General features: G+C 37.3%; 14 protein-coding genes. 13 read left to right on the forward strand and 1 reads right to left on the reverse strand.

What is annotated here, in order from left to right:
• The first annotated feature begins 51 nt into the window (after window positions 1-51).
• The 9 genes from BCER98_RS04695 to BCER98_RS04735 all read left to right on the forward strand — a co-directional run bounded on the left by BCER98_RS04695 (window position 52) and on the right by BCER98_RS04735 (window position 11005).
• Window positions 52-1314, forward strand: coding sequence for a M48 family metallopeptidase (locus tag BCER98_RS04695; RefSeq protein ID WP_011983937.1), 1263 nt, complete (start codon window positions 52-54; stop codon window positions 1312-1314).
• Between the two features lie 137 nt (window positions 1315-1451).
• Window positions 1452-3173 carry a methyl-accepting chemotaxis protein gene (locus BCER98_RS04700; protein ID WP_011983938.1) on the forward strand — a complete coding sequence of 574 codons (1722 nt, stop codon included), beginning with the start codon at window positions 1452-1454 and terminating at the stop codon, window positions 3171-3173.
• A gap of 222 nt (window positions 3174-3395) precedes the next feature.
• Window positions 3396-4283 carry a DMT family transporter gene (locus BCER98_RS04705; RefSeq protein WP_041810254.1) on the forward strand — a complete coding sequence of 296 codons (888 nt, stop codon included), beginning with the start codon at window positions 3396-3398 and terminating at the stop codon, window positions 4281-4283.
• A gap of 472 nt (window positions 4284-4755) precedes the next feature.
• Complete coding sequence (locus tag BCER98_RS04710) at window positions 4756-5415, forward strand: S-layer homology domain-containing protein (RefSeq protein ID WP_011983940.1); 660 nt, start codon at window positions 4756-4758, stop codon at window positions 5413-5415.
• A gap of 317 nt (window positions 5416-5732) precedes the next feature.
• On the forward strand, window positions 5733-6377 hold the full coding sequence (locus tag BCER98_RS04715; RefSeq protein ID WP_011983941.1) for an S-layer homology domain-containing protein: 645 nt from the start codon (window positions 5733-5735) through the stop codon (window positions 6375-6377).
• Between the two features lie 218 nt (window positions 6378-6595).
• Entirely contained in the window at window positions 6596-8185 is a 1590-nt protein-coding gene (aceB, locus tag BCER98_RS04720) for a malate synthase A (protein WP_011983942.1), read from the forward strand.
• Window positions 8186-8205: 20 nt separating this feature from the next.
• Window positions 8206-9483: an isocitrate lyase gene (gene aceA, locus BCER98_RS04725; RefSeq protein WP_011983943.1), complete on the forward strand. Its 1278-nt coding sequence runs from the start codon at window positions 8206-8208 to the stop codon at window positions 9481-9483.
• Window positions 9484-9813: 330 nt separating this feature from the next.
• Window positions 9814-10017 (forward strand): cold-shock protein, encoded by a 204-nt coding sequence (locus BCER98_RS04730; protein WP_011983944.1) that lies wholly within the window; start codon window positions 9814-9816, stop codon window positions 10015-10017.
• A gap of 397 nt (window positions 10018-10414) precedes the next feature.
• A complete protein-coding gene (locus tag BCER98_RS04735) occupies window positions 10415-11005 on the forward strand; it encodes a competence protein ComK (protein WP_011983945.1) in 591 nt (196 codons plus the stop codon).
• Window positions 11006-11083: 78 nt separating this feature from the next.
• Here BCER98_RS04735 and BCER98_RS23335 read toward each other — a convergent pair whose 3' ends face one another.
• Complete coding sequence (locus BCER98_RS23335; RefSeq protein ID WP_255815495.1) at window positions 11084-11212, reverse strand: hypothetical protein; 129 nt, start codon at window positions 11210-11212, stop codon at window positions 11084-11086.
• 65 nt (window positions 11213-11277) lie between these two features.
• On the opposite strand from BCER98_RS23335, the gene BCER98_RS04740 reads away from it, so the two are divergent.
• The 4 genes from BCER98_RS04740 to addA all read left to right on the forward strand — a co-directional run bounded on the left by BCER98_RS04740 (window position 11278) and on the right by addA (window position 19859).
• Window positions 11278-11871: a TVP38/TMEM64 family protein gene (locus BCER98_RS04740; protein ID WP_011983946.1), complete on the forward strand. Its 594-nt coding sequence runs from the start codon at window positions 11278-11280 to the stop codon at window positions 11869-11871.
• Window positions 11872-11931: 60 nt separating this feature from the next.
• Complete coding sequence (gene lepB, locus BCER98_RS04745) at window positions 11932-12498, forward strand: signal peptidase I (RefSeq protein ID WP_011983947.1); 567 nt, start codon at window positions 11932-11934, stop codon at window positions 12496-12498.
• A gap of 123 nt (window positions 12499-12621) precedes the next feature.
• Window positions 12622-16134, forward strand: a complete 3513-nt coding sequence (addB, locus tag BCER98_RS04750) for a helicase-exonuclease AddAB subunit AddB (protein WP_011983948.1) — start codon at window positions 12622-12624, stop codon at window positions 16132-16134.
• The gene (gene addA, locus BCER98_RS04755) at window positions 16134-19859 is read left to right on the forward strand and encodes a helicase-exonuclease AddAB subunit AddA (RefSeq protein WP_041810256.1); all 3726 of its coding nucleotides are present in this window, start codon (window positions 16134-16136) and stop codon (window positions 19857-19859) included. Before addB ends, addA begins: the two co-directional genes overlap by 1 nt.
• Window positions 19860-19868 lie beyond the last annotated feature (9 nt).

The following is a 19868-nucleotide window of genomic DNA, read 5'->3' on the forward strand; positions in this document are numbered from 1 at the left end:
AGAAGCGAACTTACAATAATAATAGACAGGCAGCATAGAGGAGGGAGTACAGTGAGAAAAGTTATTGGATGGTCGCTTTTTTTGTACGTTGGTTTTGCCTTATTTATATACTGGTATTTATTTGGTTGGAACCATGAAATGATTCCAGACATGTATAAAGGCACGAGTGCTGATCCAGCAACCTTTATGAGTGCGAAAGAACTTACATTAAGCCAAGATTTTTCGAGAGTTAAAAATTTGCTGTTTTTTTTATCTGTGCCTCTTGAATGGATGATTTTATTGCTTGTTCTCGTTTTAGGGGTATCAAATAAATTTGAGAAATGGTCAAAAGAAACATCGAAGGTAAAAGTCATACAAATTGCGATTTATTTATTTTATTTATCATTACTTACAACGGCACTTTCATTACCACTGCAATGGTTCGGGCATCAAGTATCTATTGATTATGGTATTTCAACACAAACAACAGCGAGCTGGATACGAGATCACGTTCTTGATTTTTGGATCAACTATGTAATAATGTTTCTGATCGTTTCCGTTTTATTATGGCTGATGAATAAATTCCCGAAGCGTTGGTGGTTAGCAGGCTGGGCATTATCTGTACCATTTACCATCTTTTTAACATTTGTACAGCCTGTTTTAATTGATCCGCTTTATCATGAGTTTTCAACTTTAAAAAATAAAGAGTTAGAAACGAAAATTTTAACGATTGCAGATCAAGCACATATCCCTGCGGAACATGTATATGAAGTGAATATGTCGGAAAAAACAAATGCATTAAATGCATACGTGACAGGGATCGGAAAGAATTTTCGCATTGTATTATGGGATACAACGCTTCAGCAACTAAAAGATAAAGAGATTTTGTTTATTATGGCGCATGAAATAGGACATTATGTCATGAAACATATATATTGGGGCGTAGCCAGTTATATTGTTTTAACATTTATCGGCATGTACTTGATTAGTCGCATTTTAAATCTTTGTTTACGAAAATGGGGAGATACATTGCGAATTTCAAAGCTTGCATGTTTATCCATTCTCCCTTTATTTTTCTTAATTTCCTCTATATTATCTTTTGCCGCAAGTCCGGCGACAAACTATGTATCTCGCATTGAAGAACGTGCGGCGGATCAATATGCATTACATATGACGAAAGATGGTAAGGCAGGAGTAAAAACATTCCAATATTTATCCAAAACAAGCCTTAGTCAAGTAAACCCACCTGCTTTAGTAAAATTTTTCTTATATACACATCCACCTATTTTTGAAAGAATTCATACATTTGAAGAATATGAGAGGCAGAAAAAATAAAGAAGTAGCGGTTTGCTACTTCTTTATTTTTAGTAAATAATTTTTGGTAAAATTTTTCATTGATTTTTCTGCTGATTTTTTCAATAATAAGCTATAAAATTTTAAAAATCTATATATAGAGGAGTAAAGTTGTATTTATGCGTTTTTTACGAAATTTGAAAGTGAAATATAAGTTATTTTTACTTATTTCATTAGCTGTTCTCGGTTTCATTGTGATGAGCTGCGTAGCAATGAACTCGATGAGACAGATGAAACAGAACACAAAGATTGTTGCAGATGATTATCAATATTCTAATGTCTTGTTGGAAAGTATGCTTCGCACACAAAAGGCATTAGAATATAATTTGCTAACATTAATGACGATTTCACAAAGTGAAGAGAGGAAAGAGATTGCCAAAGATATTGAAGATGACCTGAAGAAATATGATTCTTTATTGAAAGAATATGATGATGGCTTTAATTTAAGTAAGCAAGAAGATGAACTGTTTCAAAAGATGAAAAAGGTTGTACCAGATTACAGGAATACATATGAAAGTTTGTTTGAAAAAGAAAAGTTGATACATGATTCACAACATATAAATGAGTTCCGCGAAGAACTCAAACCAAAAGGTGCTGAGTTGGCTCGTTATACAGGGGATTTAGAAAAATATGTTGCAGATTTAGTAGATAAAGTATTCGATGATTCTCAAAATATGGTGGAACAATCTATTACAAGTTTTATCATAACTGTAACTGTTAGTACAATTTTGATCTGTATATTAAGTTATATTATTAGTAGGTTAATCGTCACGCCTTTACAAACTGTAAGTATTATGATGGGAAGAGTAAAAGAAGGCGATTTAACGGTATATGGAGATTATAAAGCGAAAGATGAATTAGGTATATTAGTTAGTGATTTTAATAGTATGATTGAAGGGTTAAGAGAGAATATGAAAGAAGTTGAAAAGAACATTCAACTATTATCGCAGCACTCTCATGCGGTCGTTTCCGCATCAGAAACGTCGCACCAGGCCGCTAAACAAATTATAGTAGATATTGAAGAAGTGGCAAGTGGTGCGGATAGTCAAAAGAAAGCGACGGAACAAACTGCGTGTGCAATGGAAGAATTGACACAAGAGATACAAGGAATCGTGGATATATCTTCATCTGTAAATGAGTTATCTTCTCAATCTGCATTAGAAGCGGATAGAGGAAATCAATTTATGAAGCAGATGATTCGACAAATGGATACCATATATGGTTCTGTCCAGCAAGGTGTGAAACAAGTAGGGAATATGAAAGTCCAATCAGAAGAAATTGTGAAAATTATTGATGTGATACAAGAAATTGCCTCACAGATTAATTTATTAGCATTAAATGCGGCGATCGAGGCTGCACGTGCTGGAGAAAGTGGTAGAGGTTTTGCGGTTGTTGCTGATGAAGTTAGACAGTTAGCGGAGCAGTCTAGTGAATCGGCAAAACAAATTGAACAACTTGTTGGCCAAGTCATGGAAGTAACGAACCATACAGTTGAGATAATGGGGAAAGTAGAAGAGGATGTTCAGCAAGGTACAGAAGTAGCTATGCGTACAGAAGAAGTATTTGGAAAGATTGCAGAAAAGGTTCAACAAGCATCGTTTCAAATTGAAAGTGCCTCTAGATCTACGGATGAAATGGCTGCAAGTAGTGAAGAAATTTCTGCTTCAGCAGAAGAAATGGCTCACATTGCCCAAAGATCATCTGACTGTACCGATATGGTAAAACAATCCATCTTAAAGCAGGAAGAATCAGTCCAAACCATTTCTACTGCAATTGAGCAACTCCATATTATCGCAGGGGGATTGGAGAAAATTGTTTCTCAATTTACCTTACAAAAATAGGGGAAACACTCGTCAGTAGAGGGATCATATGAAGAGAGAAAAAGACATGTTAAGTATGTGAAGCTTAATATGTCTTTTATTCTATATTTTTACAAATAATAATGTATGAAGTATAATTTGATTTAATTTTAAAAATATTTACATTTATTTCTTCGGAAGAAGGAATGCTTAAGGGGGATCTATCTTTTGGTTTCAAAGTATAAAGTAAAAATACAATCATCGATGCCAGCGCTAAAAATGATATTATCCATGTCTATTTTTGGATCAATTGGATTTTTTTCCGTTCAAACGAACTTACCATCTTTTGAATTAGTATTTATACGTTGTATTTGTGCGACAGTGTTTTTAACTTTGTGTTGGATTGTCACCGGTCAGTATAAGGAGGAGAAATGGAATCGGAAAGAAGTGATGCAAATATTAGCATGTGGTATATTTCTCGTTTTTAACTGGGTGTTCTTATTTAAAGCGTTTGAGGTTATGTCGATTACAATCGCTATCTCTGTGTATCATCTTGCTCCTATCATTGTATTAATAATTGGGAGCCTCGTATTTAAGGAGAAATTAACAATATTCGCGATTATTTCCATTGTTATGTGTTTTATTGGAACTGTATTCGTTGCGGGAGTAGATGGGAGTATTTCTATGAGAAAACTCATGTCATCCGGAATGGTCTGGGCTCTTCTAGCAGCTTTATTTTACGCATTTACGACTCTTTTAGGAAAGGGAATTTCACAGACGAGTGCATACACAATGACATTTCTGCAAACCTTTTTAGGAATCTTTCTTTTGTTACCATTTGTTGATTTTCATGCATTTCAAGGACTGACAGAAAAGAATTGGTTGTATATAGCAGCAACGGGCCTTATACATACAGGATTTGTATATTATCTGTTTTTTGATAGTTTAAGAGATTTGCCAACAAGACTCATTTCTGTATTAGTATTTTTAGATCCAGGTGTGGCGATTTTATTAGATACGGTATTTACAGGCTTTAGACCAACAATGCTACAAGTAATCGGGATTATTTTCATTTTTGCTGGAATGGCATTTACGTTTCGAAAATCAGAAGTAGAAACAGCGCTTGAGGAAGAGCATGCGTATTCAAAGTGATAAAAAGTTAGAAATAGAAAGAAGTCTGTCTAAAAAGGATAATTTTCGGATGAGTTTTTTTATTTTTTGTAGAGATAAGGTGTGGGATTTGGCGTTTGGTCGATATCGTATAATTTTGCGTTTTTTGTCTATATCATGAACTTTTCATAGGAGAAGGATAGAGGTGAAATGGTATAGAATATATATTATATAACATCCTTGTAAGAGGTTTCATTAGTCCTTTTTAAAAAGAAGGAGGTATAAAAATAGAAGAAAAAAGGCGAGGATAACGGTTCTTCAAAACAATTTGCACCCGATTTACATTTTTAATATGAATTGCCCCTCTTATAATTGTGAAATCCATAATAATAGATATTAAAGCGTATTTGATTTGTTCATATGATTTGTCAATGAAGCATATGTAGTTATGAATAATCGAATACAATCTATTCTTTTCTTATTGTGTATCAATAGGGAGGAAGGAGAGAGGAAAATGAAGAAAAAAGTATGCCGTGTGATGACTACAGCAGCTATTGTTGGTGGGTTATTGATAAGTGCCGGTACGGCTCCAATTAGAGCGGAAGAGTACCCTGAGATGATCGTGTTTGCGGATGTTCCAGTAGGGCATTGGGCATATGATGATATTATGGATTTAGTTTATCATAAATTTCTTGAAGGGTATGGAAATGGTAAATTTGGTGTAGAAGATTATGTAACACGTGAACAAGTGGCAGCAGTTATATATCGTACACTTCAACTTGAGCACAAAGGACCGTTAAAGAACCCCTATAATGATATTTCTGAACGATCTACAATGTTTCCAAAAGAAATCTTAGCATTGACAGAGCGCGGTATTTTTAAGGGAAATGAAAACGGAAACTTTAGACCGATAGCACCGTTAACACGTGCGGAAATGGCACAGATTCTTACAAGAACATTCGAATTTGAAGTAAAGCGCCAACATACGTTTTATGATGTGCCCGATAATCATTGGGCAAAAGAGGCAATAAGTGCTTTACAATCAAATAAAGTTGTAATTGGAACTGGAAATGGAAAATTCGAACCAAGCGCATTTGTAACACGTGAGCAATATGCGAAGTTTTTAAATCAAGCTATTATTCATTATCATATAAAAGATGAAGTAGATGCATAAAGAGCTCTTGCATGATTATGAAAAAGTGCAATGATTTTTTATTGTACTTTTTGTTGTATTTATAATATACAATGTAATAAATGGAATTATGGATATTGGAAATGCTAGAAAGAAATATAGCAATGCCCCCTATATATAAAAGTATTTGTGCTGAAAATCATGATATTATATGAGGTTGATTATCAAGTTGATAAATAAAAAATTACATGTAATATAGTTCACAGATTTGTCACGAAGGTGGCAAATTTGTGTCTTGTCTCCTCTGTATCAATTATTTATATTAAAACAAAGTACATATACATAGAGGAGAGAATGTAGTGAATAAGAAATTTTTGAAAGTAGTCGCATCATTAACGATTATGGGGGGAGCTTTATTTAGCACAGAGAGTTTGAATGTAAAAGCTGAAAGTAAGCCGGTTGTATTTCATGATGTACCACAAGATCATTGGGCTTTTGAGGCAATCTCTGATTTAGGAAACGCGGGAATTATTGCGGGATATGGTCATGGTATTTTTGGACTAGGGGATGATGTAACACGTGAACAAGTCGCGGCATTAATTTATCGTAGTATGGAAGGAATTGAAGAGAAAGAGGAATATGAAAATCCATACGGTGATCTTGATGAGCATGGATCAACATTATTTTTGGAAGAAATTTTAGCTTTAACGGAGATGGGCATTTTCCAAGGGGATGAGCAAGGGAATTTTAGACCGAAAGATACGCTAACACGTGCAGAAATGGCCCAAGTTATTGCGACTGCTTTTGATTTAGAGGTGAAAGCTCCGCATAGTTTCAACGATGTTCCAGCAAATTCATGGGCAAAAGATGCAATTAGTGCTGTACAATCCAATCAGATTGCAGCAGGAATTGGACAAGGGAAATTTGCTCCGGAGATGAAGGTAACGCGTGAGCAATATGCACAATTTTTATATAATGCACTTACTAATGAACACGCTGAATAATAAATAAGGAATTGAAAGAAAAGAACCTGTGCCAAAAGGGTGTATAAAAAACCTTTTGATGCAGGTTTTTTCTTTTTATTATCTTGAGTGAATGGAAAATTCCATCATAAAAAAGATTGATTTTTCAAAAAACACCTTCCTTTTCTGAAATTTTGTTATATAATATAAAGGGTAAATATAAAACTGTTATAAGACAGTTTAAAAAAGGAGATGCTAATATGTCAACGCAAACTTCACGAGTGACACTCGCTGGAGAATTATTACCATCGTACAACGAAATTTTGACACCAGAAGCGCTTACTTTTTTGAAAGAGTTGCATGAGAATTTCAATGAACGTCGTATTCAGTTATTAAAGAAACGAGAAGAAAAACAGAAAAGAATTGATGCGGGAGAGTTTCCGAATTTTTTACCAGAAACAGCACATATACGTGCGGGCAATTGGACAATTGCGCCGCTTCCGCGTGATTTAGAAGATCGACGCGTAGAGATTACGGGACCCGTAGATCGAAAGATGATTATTAATGCTTTAAACTCTGGGGCACATCTTTTTATGGCAGATTTTGAAGACTCGAGTTCACCAACATGGAAAAACATAATAGAAGGTCAAATAAACTTAAGAGATGCTGCGAAAGGAACGATTTCATATAAGAGCCCAAGTGGGAAAGAATACCGTCTTGGCGATCAAACAGCTGTACTTATTGTACGTCCGCGCGGTTGGCATTTAGAAGAAAAGCATATGCAAGTTGACGGGAAACGTATGTCAGGAAGTCTTGTAGACTTTGGACTGTACTTTTTCCATAATGCGAAAACTTTAATTGAAAAAGGAAGCGGTCCATATTTTTACTTGCCAAAGATGGAGAGCTATTTAGAGGCTCGTTTATGGAATGATGTATTTGTATTTGCACAGAAGTATGTCGGTATTCCAAATGGCACAATTAAAGCGACGGTACTGCTTGAGACGATCCATGCTGCATTTGAAATGGATGAAATTTTATATGAATTACGTGATCACTCCGCTGGATTAAATTGTGGACGATGGGATTATATCTTTAGCTTTTTAAAATGTTTCCGCAATCATAAAGCATTTTTGCTTCCAGACAGAGCACAAGTTACGATGACAGTACCGTTTATGCGCGCGTATTCTTTGAAAGTCATTCAAACGTGTCACCGCCGAAATGCACCAGCGATGGGGGGGATGGCAGCGCAAATTCCAATTAAAAATAATCCAGAGGCGAATGAAATCGCCTTTGAAAAAGTGCGGGTCGATAAAGAGCGCGAAGCTTTAGATGGGCATGATGGAACTTGGGTTGCTCATCCAGGGCTCGTACCAGTTGCGATGGAAGTATTTAATCACATTATGAAAACACCAAATCAAATATTTAGAAAACGGGAGGAACTGCATGTAACAGAAAAAGATTTATTAGAAGTACCTATGGGAACGATTACAGAAGAAGGGCTGCGCATGAATATCAGTGTTGGCATTCAATATATTGCGTCATGGCTAAGTGGACGCGGGGCAGCACCTATTTATAACTTAATGGAAGATGCGGCAACAGCGGAAATATCAAGAGCGCAAGTTTGGCAGTGGATTCGTCATGAGGAGGGGAAACTGAATGACGGTCGTAAAGTTACGTTTGCTTTAGTAGAACAATTGAAGGCGGAAGAACTAGCGAAAATAGAGAAGGAGATTGGAAAAGAATCATTTGAGAAAGGTAGATTTGTAGAAGCGACAAAGTTATTTACTGATTTAGTGCGTAAGGATGAGTTTGAACCATTTTTAACATTACCTGGTTATGAAATTTTATAAAAGAAAAGGGGATGGAAGAAATGAAAAATGAAAGAGTTCAGCAATTGCAAGAGGATTGGGAATTAAATGCACGCTGGAAGGGGATTACGCGTCCTTATTCTGCTGAAGATGTAATTCGTCTTCGCGGGTCAATTGATATTGAACATACATTGGCGCGCCGTGGTGCGGAGAAACTTTGGAACATGCTTCATACAGAAGACTACATTCATGCGCTGGGAGCGTTAACAGGTAACCAAGCGATGCAACAAGTAAAAGCGGGCTTAAAAGCAATTTACTTAAGTGGTTGGCAAGTAGCAGCGGATGCGAATTTATCTGGTCATATGTATCCGGATCAAAGTTTGTATCCGGTAAATAGTGTACCAGCTGTTGTAAAACGGATGAATCAAACGCTTCAGCGCGCAGATCAAATTCAGCATATGGAAGGAAACGGAGGTATCGACTACTTCGTGCCGATTATTGCTGATGCTGAGGCCGGATTTGGCGGACAATTAAATGTATTTGAATTAATGAAAAGTATGATTGAAGCAGGAGCAGCAGGTGTTCACTTCGAAGATCAATTATCTTCGGAAAAGAAATGCGGACATTTAGGCGGAAAGGTGTTATTACCAACACAAACAGCAGTGCGCAATTTAATTTCAGCACGGCTAGCGGCAGATGTAATGGGCGTATCGACAATCATTGTTGCAAGAACGGATGCGGATGCAGCAGATTTAATTACAAGCGATATCGATCCAGTCGATCGAAAGTTTATTACAGGAGAAAGAACGCCAGAAGGTTTTTACCGTACAAAAGCGGGGCTCGATCAAGCAATTGCGCGCGGCTTAGCATATGCACCATATGCAGACCTTGTTTGGTGTGAAACATCTGAGCCAAATGTAGAAGATGCAAAGCGCTTTGCTGAAGCGATTCATGAGAAGTATCCAGGGAAATTACTAGCTTATAACTGTTCGCCATCCTTTAACTGGAAACAAAAATTAGGTGAAAAAACAATTGCAAACTTTCAAAAAGAAATTGCATCATACGGTTATAAATTCCAATTCGTAACGCTTGCTGGATTCCATTCCTTAAACTATAGCATGTTTGAATTAGCACGCGGTTATAAGGAGCGTGGCATGGCAGCATATTCTGAATTGCAACAAGCAGAATTTGCTGCTGAACAATACGGCTACTCCGCAACGCGTCATCAGCGCGAAGTAGGAACGGGTTACTTTGATGAAGTCGCGCAAGTTATTACAGGTGGTACATCTTCGACAACAGCGCTGAAAGGTTCTACGGAAGAGGCGCAGTTTACAAAATAAGTGAGGGGACAGGTGTCGATACTAGGCGCCTGTTTTCTATTGAAAAAATTCTTTTTGTATATCTGTTTCGTTTTTTAGGGTAATAGCTCTATTTTATAGAGAGTATAAAAATTGGAAGATTTATTTTTTAAAAAAAGTATACATCTTATCTTTATTATGTTATACTAATCTCAGTTGAATAATTAAATTAAGCAATCCATATATTATCAAGTGCTGAAAACGAACGAGAAAAAGTATGTGAGAACTGTTTTATGTTTCGTATTTGATAATGTGTGGATTCTTTTTTTACATGAAAAACTAAAAAATGTATTTTCTTAGGAGGAAATAAGAATGACAGTAACAGGACAAGTAAAATGGTTTAATAATGAAAAAGGATTTGGTTTCATCGAAGTTCCAGGTGGAAGCGATGTCTTTGTACATTTCTCTGCAATCACAACTGAAGGCTTCAAATCTTTAGAAGAAGGCGAAAAAGTTAGCTTCGAAATCGAAAATGGTAACCGTGGACCTCAAGCTAAAAACGTTGTAAAACTATAATTTTATTGTGTGTGATAAAAAAGATGGCTTTGGCCATCTTTTTTGTTATACATTTTTGAGGAAATACATATGGTGTAATAACCCTTCTTTGCTTCTTTACCTTACTCTATATGGGCATTTGGACTTTTGAAGCAGTCTTGTTCATGAGACTAACGAATATGTTATAAATATTTCAAACATGGAAAATCTACTTTTAGTTGAAATAATATCTCTATTTGGAACGAACTATATACATTTTTGACGTTGGGTATTTTTTATGGAAAGAAATAATGTCATTTTTAAGTTTTATAAAAGAATGTAAAAAAATTGAAAATTTTAATTATTTTACAAAAGGTGTGATACAATTATTTGTGCAGCTGCTAATATAAATGAATTTTATAGAAGGAGTGAACACACCATGGATGGTAGAGCTGAGCGCTATGTTGAAAATTACGTAATAAATAAAAAAACTATGGCTTTACTGCCTGTTATTTTAGGGGAAAAAAATGTAATAACGAGAGTAATTGAAGTGGAAGACTCTTTTTTTATGTTCCAAAAGCCGCTTGATATTGTAGAACGAAGCTGTCGTAAGCATGGATCGAGTTTTTTAGGGAGGAAAGAAGGAACCAAAGAGTTAACACGTATTACTCATAAAGCACCTATCGCAATTAGTCCCACCGATCAACTTTATTTCTTTCCCACGTATTCCTATTCAAGAAAAGAATGTGCATGGCTCTCTCATTTTCATATTGCAAGCAATAAAGAGTTAGCAGACGGCAATCTTATTATTCGGTTCATTAATGGGTTTGCAGTGAAATTAGAGATGTCAAAGAGTAGTTTTGAGAATCAACAAAACCGTACAGCAAAGCTGAGAACAGAATATGAAGATCGAAAAGATAAACAAGGAAACTTGCAGTTTAAGCCAGTTGCAAAAGAAGCGATATCAACGTTAAGACCAGCGTATGAAAAAGTCTACCTTGTAAAGGAAGAAGATATAGAAGGAGAATGATTAATAAATCAGGTAAAATGCTCATATAATAAAAATGAAAAGAAACCAGATATGATGAAGTAACTGGTTTCTTTTTTGTTACATGGAAACATGAAAGGTGTAAAATCCTGTCAAATCATGATAGATAATCATACGATAATCAGGAAGGGTTTTTACATCATCGTATGGAACTTTAATACATACATCTCCATCTGTTATATCTACCATTTCCTCTTTATACGAAGCAATGATAAAGTAGGGATAGTGAAAATAATAAAGGGGTAAATTGTAGAATGGATTTTCAAACAATCAAAGAATATTTTTCAACAGAAAATATGGACCAACTTGTCGAGAGTTACCGGGCGTTTGGTCTGCTCCTTGGCATTGGCTTGCCAATGGCAGAAGCGCTTATTCCCGTACTTCCACTGATCGTATTTGTTATGGCAAATGCGGTTGCTTTTGGTCTATGGCTTGGATGTTTCTATTCTTGGATCGGTTCGGTGCTGGGGGCGTTTCTTGTTTTTCTTGTTATTCGTAAGTTTGGGCGAAGTCGCTTTTTTTCTTTTATAAATAAACATCCGAAAGTACGGAGTGCGATGGGATGGATTGAACGAAAAGGATTTGCACCTATTTTTGTATTGTACTGTTTTCCTTTTACGCCATCTGCATTGATTAATGTAGTCGCGGGATTATCGCGCATTAGTGTAAGGCAGTTTGGATTAGCTCTAACACTTGGAAAGCTTGTTATGATTTTTATGTTAAGCTATATCGGTCATGATTTAACTTCTTTTATCCATAATCCTGTAAAAACAATTATTGTGATAGGAGTTGTTTTTATTCTTTGGTATGTTGGTAAGAAAATTGAAGTGAAATTAGAACTGCATTGAGGAGAGAAGTCCGCGCTGTACATACAGCTTCATTGTAGAAAAGGGTGAGGGGAGAGGCTGATGAAGCAAACTTTGAAAAAAGAAAGCGTAGAGTGGATGAGAACGATCCTTATCGGGATACTACTAGCTCTTTTTTTTCGAACGTTTTTCTTCTCGACTTATGTTGTAGAGGGAAAGTCGATGATGCCAACACTTCAAGATGGTAATATGCTTGTTGTGAACAAAGTGAGCTATCAAGTTGGAGAGTTACATCGATTTGATGTTGTTGTATTCCATGCGAATAAAAAAGAGGACTATGTAAAACGAATCATTGGTTTACCTGGAGATTATATTGAATATAAGCAGGATAAATTATATATTAATGGTCAATTTGTTGATGAACCGTATTTAGAAACATATAAGGAACAAGTGAAAGGACGCCAGTTGACAGGAGATTTTAAGTTGGAAGAGTTAACGAAAAAAAAGGTTGTGCCAAAAGGATATATTTTTGTACTTGGCGATAACCGTCTTGGTAGCTGGGACAGCAGACATTTTGGTTTTATAAAAGCAGATGCGGTTGTTGGAAAAGTCGATTTACGTTATTGGCCGATTAACGAAATGCAAATGAACTTTTCAAAAGGTGAGTAGAATGATTTATAATATAGAAAAGAGGAAAAAAGGCAAGCAGTCTCTGTTTGTCTTTTTTCGTGTCCTATAATACAATGATGACAGCAAACTAACGTTCGTTATATAGGTGAAAGGTGGGGTTATATGTCACTTCGATTTGTGATTGGAAGAGCTGGAAGTGGGAAAAGTACACTTTGTTTACGAGAAGTGCAAGAAGAGTTAAAAGAGCGCCCAAGAGGGAAAACAATCTTGTATCTTGTTCCTGAACAAATGACATTTCAGACGCAGCAGGCGTTAATAGGAAGTGAAGAGGTAAGAGCTTCTATTCGTGCACAAGTGTTTAGTTTTTCACGATTAGCTTGGAAAGTGTTGCAAGAAGTAGGAGGGGCAAGTCGTCTTCATATTGATGAAGCGGGTGTGCATATGTTACTTCGCAAAATTATTGAATCGCGCAAAGAAGGATTATATGTGTTTCAAAAAGCCGCTGAACAAAATGGCTTCTTTGAACATCTTGGAGGTATGATTGCAGAGTTTAAACGTTACAATATAACGCCATCTCATGTATATGAAATGTGGCAACAGTTAGATGCGCATAGCAGTAGCGCCGAACAAAAGTTGCTGGCAAATAAAATATATGATTTGCAGCTATTATATGATGATTTTGAACGAGCTTTAATTGGAAAGTATTTAGATTCGGAAGATTATTTACAGCTCCTTATTGAGAAACTGCCGTTTTCTGAGTATGTAAAGGATGCAGAAATTTATATTGATGGATTTCATTCGTTCTCCCCGCAAGAGCTTGAAATTATAAGGCAGCTAATGAGATGCGGAGCAAGAATGACGATTACATTAACGGTGGATGAAAAAACGTTCGCCCAGCCAGTCAATGAACTGGATTTGTTTTATGAAACAGTGCTGACGTATGAAAAAGTAAAACAAGTAGCACGTGAAGAGAAAGTGGTAATGGAAAAAACGATTTCGCTCGTAGAACAGCCGCGATTTCATTCTCCAGCATTAGCGCATTTAGAAGCTCACTATGAATCGCGTCCGAACGAAAAGTTTTACGGAGAGACGAGTATTGCCATCCATACAGCTGCGAATTTACGAGCGGAGGTAGAAGGAGTAGCGCGAGAAATTCGTAGACTTGTTGCAGAAGAGAATTATCGATACCGCGATATTGCCGTACTTCTTCGGAACGGAGAAAGCTATTATGATGTGTTAAGAACATTATTTGCAGATTATGATATTCCGCATTTCATTGATGAAAAGCGCTCGATGTCTCACCATCCGTTAGTCGAATGTATTCGTTCTGCTTTAGAAATAATTAGTGGGAATTGGCGTTATGATGCTGTTTTTCGCTGCGTGAAAACAGAACTTTTATATCCGCTGGATGTAAAAAAAGAAGTGATGCGTGAAGAAATGGATGAGTTTGAAAACTACTGTTTGGCGTATGGTGTCCAAGGTAAGAAATGGACCGCCGATGAGCCGTGGACGTATCGTCGTTATCGCTCTCTTGATGAGGGGAACGAGGTGATAACAGATCGTGAACGCCAAATGGAAGAGAAAATGAACCGTCTTCGTGAGATTGTAAGAACGCCAATCATTCGTCTGCAAAAAAGATTGAAACGTGCAAGTACTGTTATGCAAATGTGCGAAGCTGTATATTTATTTTTAGAGGAGCTAGATGTTCCGAAGAAATTAGAACAACTACGTGTACGTGCTGAAGAAAGCGGGGATTTCTTATTTGCGACAGACCATGATCAAGTGTGGGAAGAAGTGATGAATCTTCTTGATACATTTGTTGAGATGCTTGGAGAAGAAAGTATGTCTCTATCGGTGTTTATTGATGTGATGACGACAGGGCTTGAGGCACTTCAATTTGCCAATATCCCGCCATCGTTAGACCAAGTATTAATTGCAAATATCGATCGCTCTAGACTTTCAAATATTCGGGCAACATTTGTGATTGGTGCAAATGAAGGTGTGATGCCAGCTACGCCGACAGATGAAGGGATGCTTTCTGATGAAGAAAGAGATGTTCTTGCAGCAGCGGGCGTGGAATTAGCACCAACGACAAGACAAACGTTATTAGAAGAACAGTTTGTCTTGTATCAAATGGTGACAAGAGCATCTGAGAAACTATATATCTCTTGTCCTCTTGCAGATGAAGAAGGAAAGACATTACTAGCTTCTAGTTTTATGAAGAAAATAAAGAGAATGTTTCCTAATGTGAAAGAGACGTTTGTAACAAACGATGTAAACGACTTATCGCGCGCAGCACAAATTTCATATGTAACGACGCCAGAAGTAACATTGTCATATGTGATGCAACAACTGCAAACGTGGAAGCGATACGGTTTTGAAGGTGATTTAGACTTTTGGTGGGATGTATATAATTTCTACGTTACATCCGATGAATGGAAGCAAAAAAGCAACCGTGTATTATCCAGTTTGTTTTATCGAAATCGTGCGAAGAAATTAAGTACGGCTGTAAGTCGAATTTTATATGGAGATAAAATAAAAGGAAGTGTCTCTCGTATGGAATTATTTAATCGCTGTGCGTACGCTCATTTTGCACAGCACGGTTTATCATTGAGAGAGCGCGATATATTTAAATTAGATGCACCAGATATCGGGGAGCTGTTCCATGCAGCGCTAAAGAAAATTGCGGACAAGCTCTTGCGTGAAAAACGGACTTGGGCTGATTTATCCATAAAAGAATGTGAGCATCTTTCCATATTAGTAATAGAAGAAATTGCTCCATTATTACAAAGGCAAATTTTATTAAGCTCAAATCGACATGCTTATTTGAAACAAAAATTACAGCAAATTATTTTTAGAACATCGCTTGTGCTTAGGGAACATGCTAAGGCGAGTGGATTTGTTCCAGTTGATTTAGAAGTTCCGTTTGGTATGGGAGGCAAAGACTCATTACCACCGATGGAATTTACATTATCAAACGGTGTGAAAATGGAAGTTGTCGGCCGGATTGATCGAGTTGATAAAGCGGAAGATGAGAGCGGTACGTTTCTTCGCATTATTGATTATAAATCGAGCTCGAAAGCGCTGGATTTAACAGAAGTATATTACGGATTAGCATTGCAAATGCTGACGTATTTGGATGTCGTCATTTCTAATGCTGGTACGTGGATGAAACAGGGGGAAGTCGCATCACCAGCAGGTGTGTTATACTTCCATATTCATAATCCACTTGTTGAGGTGAAAGGTGACGCTTCTGAAGAGGAGATTGAGAAAGAAATTTTAAAGAAATTTAAAATGAAAGGGCTCGTGCTTGGAGATGCAGATGTTGTTCGTTTAATGGATAACAAACTATCAACAGGAAGCTCTGACATTATTTCAGCCGGGTTAAAAAAAGACGGAAGCTTCAGCGCACGCTCTAACATCGCAAGTGAACAAGAATTTTCTGTGCTACAAAAATACGTACACCATACGTTTGAAACGATCGGAAAAGACATTACAGAAGGTGTCATTGATATTGCTCCATATAAAATGGGGAATAAAGCAGCGTGCACATTTTGTCACTTCCGCTCTGTCTGCCAGTTCGATGAATCGCTGGAAGACAATCAGTTCCGTACATTAAAAGATATGAAAGATAGTGAAGCAATGGAGAAAATACGAGAGGAGGTCGGGGAATGATGGTAGAAAATTGGCCAGCAAAACCAGAAGGGAGTCAATGGACAGATGATCAATGGAAAGCTGTTGTGGCACATGGACGTGATATTTTAGTTGCAGCAGCAGCAGGTTCCGGGAAAACAGCAGTACTCGTTGAACGTATCATTAAAAAGATTATTAATGAGGAGAATCCGGTAGATGTCGATCGCTTACTCGTTGTAACATTTACGAATGCAGCCGCGCAAGAGATGAAAAATCGAATTGGGGAAGCGTTAGAAAAAGTATTAATTGAGGAACCGAGTTCACGGCATATACGGAAGCAGCTGAGCTTATTAAATAAGGCTTCCATCTCAACAATTCATTCTTTTTGTTTACAAGTCATTCGTTCATATTATTACATGCTTGATATCGATCCTCGTTTTCGCATCGCGAATCAAACGGAAAATGAGTTATTAAAAGAAGAAGTGTTAGATGACATATTAGAAGAAGAGTATGGAATGGAAGAGAATCAACTATTCTTTGAACTTGTCGATCGCTATACGAGCGACCGTAATGATGATGATTTGCAGCGAATGATTTTGGCGCTGCATACAGCAGCAGGAGCGCATCCAAATCCAGAAAAGTGGCTTGATAGATTAGTAGAAGCGTATAATGTGGAAGGAAAAACAATTGAAGATTTAATGTATGCTTCTTATTTATTAGAAGATGTGAAATTCCAGCTTGAAACAGCAACGGAGCACATTCGAAAAGCAATGGAATTAGCGATGCTTCCCGATGGTCCTGCTCCTCGCATGGAGACATTACAAACGGATCTCGTTTTACTAGAAACGCTATCTCATGCTGCGCGCAAGTCGTGGACAAGTGTATATGAAGCAATGCAGCATGTATCGTGGCAAACGTTAAAGCGTATTAAGAAAAGCGATTATAACGAAGATATTGTGAAACAAGTCGATTCTCTTCGCAATAAAGCAAAAGATGAAGTGAAGAAATTACAAGAAGAACTGTTTAGTCGTAAACCAGAAAGCTTTTTACGTGATTTTCAAGAGATGCACCCTGTATTAGGAAAACTCGTGCAGCTTGTTAAAGAGTTTTCGAACCGATTTCAAGCGATAAAACGTGATAAAGGAATGGTTGATTTTACAGATTTAGAGCATTTTTGTTTGCAAATTTTAAGCGAGCAAGGTGAAGATGGTGAACTGCGCCCATCGCCAGTTGCACTTCAATACCGCAATAGATTTGCGGAAGTTCTCGTTGATGAATATCAAGATACAAACTTCGTTCAAGAATCCATTATTAAACTCGTAACGAAAGACTCTGAGCAAGAAGGTAATTTGTTTATGGTCGGTGACGTAAAACAGTCTATTTATCGCTTTCGATTAGCAGAACCCGGCTTGTTTTTAGGAAAATATAAACGTTTTACACAAGAAGGATTAGAAGGCGGAATGAAAATTGATTTAGCGAAAAACTTCCGCAGTCGTCATGAAGTATTAGCTGGTACAAACTTTATTTTCAAACAAATTATGGGCGAAGAAGTTGGTGAAATTGAGTATGATGCTGACGCTGAATTAAAGTTAGGTGCAAGCTATCCAGAAGGAGAAGATGTAGCGGCAGAGTTATTATGCATTCACCAATCTGAAGAAGAAGTGCTAGATGGAGAAGAGGGTGAAGAAGTAGAAAAAGCGCAGCTGGAAGCACGTCTCATTGCGCAGCGCATAAAAGCGATGGTTGACTCAGGATATACAGTATATGACCGGAAAACGAATGAAATGCGTCAGGTCCAATATCGCGATTTTGTTATTTTACTGCGCTCGATGCCGTGGGCGCCGCAAATTATGGAAGAATTAAAGCTGCAAGGCATTCCAGTATACGCAGAACTTGCAACGGGCTATTTTGAAGCGACAGAAGTAAATATTATGATGAATGTTTTCCGCGTTATTGATAATCCGGTGCAAGATATTCCGCTAGCAGCTGTACTTCGTTCGCCAATTGTTGGGCTAAATGATGAGGAACTTGCGATGCTTCGTGCGCATGCAAAGAAAGGCTCTTTTTATGAGGTGATGCGCTCGTTCTTACGAGGAGCACCGCTTGAAGGAGGGAAGGAACTGCATGAAAAGCTAAAGTGGTTTTATCACTTACTGCAAGGATGGCGTGAGTTTGCGCGTCAGCAATCTCTTTCTGACTTAATTTGGAAAGTGTATCGTGAAACTGGGTATTATGACTTTGTCGGCGGATTACCTGGCGGAAAGCAACGTCAGGCAAACTTGCGTGTTTTATACGACCGCGCAAGGCAATATGAGGCGACATCATTTAGAGGGTTATTCCGCTTTTTACGCTTTATTGAGCGCATTTTAGAACGCGGTGATGATATGGGAACTGCAAGAGCTCTTGGAGAGCAAGAAGATGTTGTGCGCATTATGACCATTCATAAAAGTAAAGGACTAGAGTTCCCAGTTGTGTTTGTGGCAGGGCTCGGCCGTCGTTTTAATACGCAAGATTTAATGCAGCGTTTCTTATTGCATAAAGACTTCGGATTTGGTTCACAATTTATTGACCCGCGCAAGCGAATTAAATATACGACATTATCGCAATTAGCGATTAAACGAAAAATGAAACGCGAGTTAATTGCAGAAGAAATGCGTGTATTATATGTTGCGTTAACGCGTGCAAAAGAAAAATTAATTTTAATTGGAACGGTGAAAGATAAGGAAAAAGAAATGGAAAAATGGCTTGATACACGGGAGCATACAGAATGGTTACTACCAGATTATGTACGCGCTAGTGCGTCATGTTATTTAGATTGGATTGCTCCTTCCTTATACCGACATCGAGATAGTGAAATACTCCTTGAATTAGGACAAGGTACGATTCCAAATGAAATTTATGAATATGATACAAGCTGGAAAGTAGAATTCGTTGATGGCAAAACGTTACTCGCACCAGAGCCAGCTCAAGAAGAAAAGCAAGAGTTGTTAGAAGCGCTGCGTGAGAAAAAGGCTGTCCCGTTAGAGAGTGAACGAAAAGATGAAGTATATAATCGATTAACATGGAAATACGAATACGAGGATGCAACGCTTCAACGTGCGAAGCAATCTGTTACAGAGATTAAAAGAAATTATCAATCGGAAGATGGAAGTGATACGGCCTTTATTCAAAAACTACGTGCGCCAATTCGAACACGTCCGCGTTTTATGGAGAAAAAAGGCTTAACATATGCAGAGCGTGGAACAGCTGTTCATGCCGTTATGCAGCATGTTGATTTGAAGCAATCTATTACAATTGAATCTATTCAAGAGCAAATCGCAAAAATGGTGAATAAAGAGATCTTAACCTTTGAACAAGCAGAAGAAATCAGTGTCGAAAGAATAGTGGCATTTTTTGAAAGTCATCTTGGAAAACGAGTGTTAGAAGCGAAAAGTGTTGAGCGAGAAGTACCGTTTACGATGATGCTTTCAGCAAAAGAAGCGTATCAAAATTGGCAAGGTAAGAGCGAAGAGACGATACTCGTACAAGGGGTTATCGACTGTATGATCGAAGAAGATGATGGCATTACGTTAATTGACTTTAAAACAGATACAATTGAAGGGAAATTTCCAGGTGGATTCGATCAGGCGAAACCGATTTTAGAAGAGCGCTATAAAGTACAGCTTTCCTTATATGCTAAAGCACTAGAAAAAACGTTACAACACCCTGTAAAAGAAAAGTGTTTATACTTTTTTGATGGAAATCATGTGATTACGATTGAGGAATAGAAATGATGT

Source organism: Bacillus cytotoxicus NVH 391-98, from assembly GCF_000017425.1.
In the GTDB taxonomy this organism is placed as follows: domain Bacteria; phylum Bacillota; class Bacilli; order Bacillales; family Bacillaceae_G; genus Bacillus_A; species Bacillus_A cytotoxicus.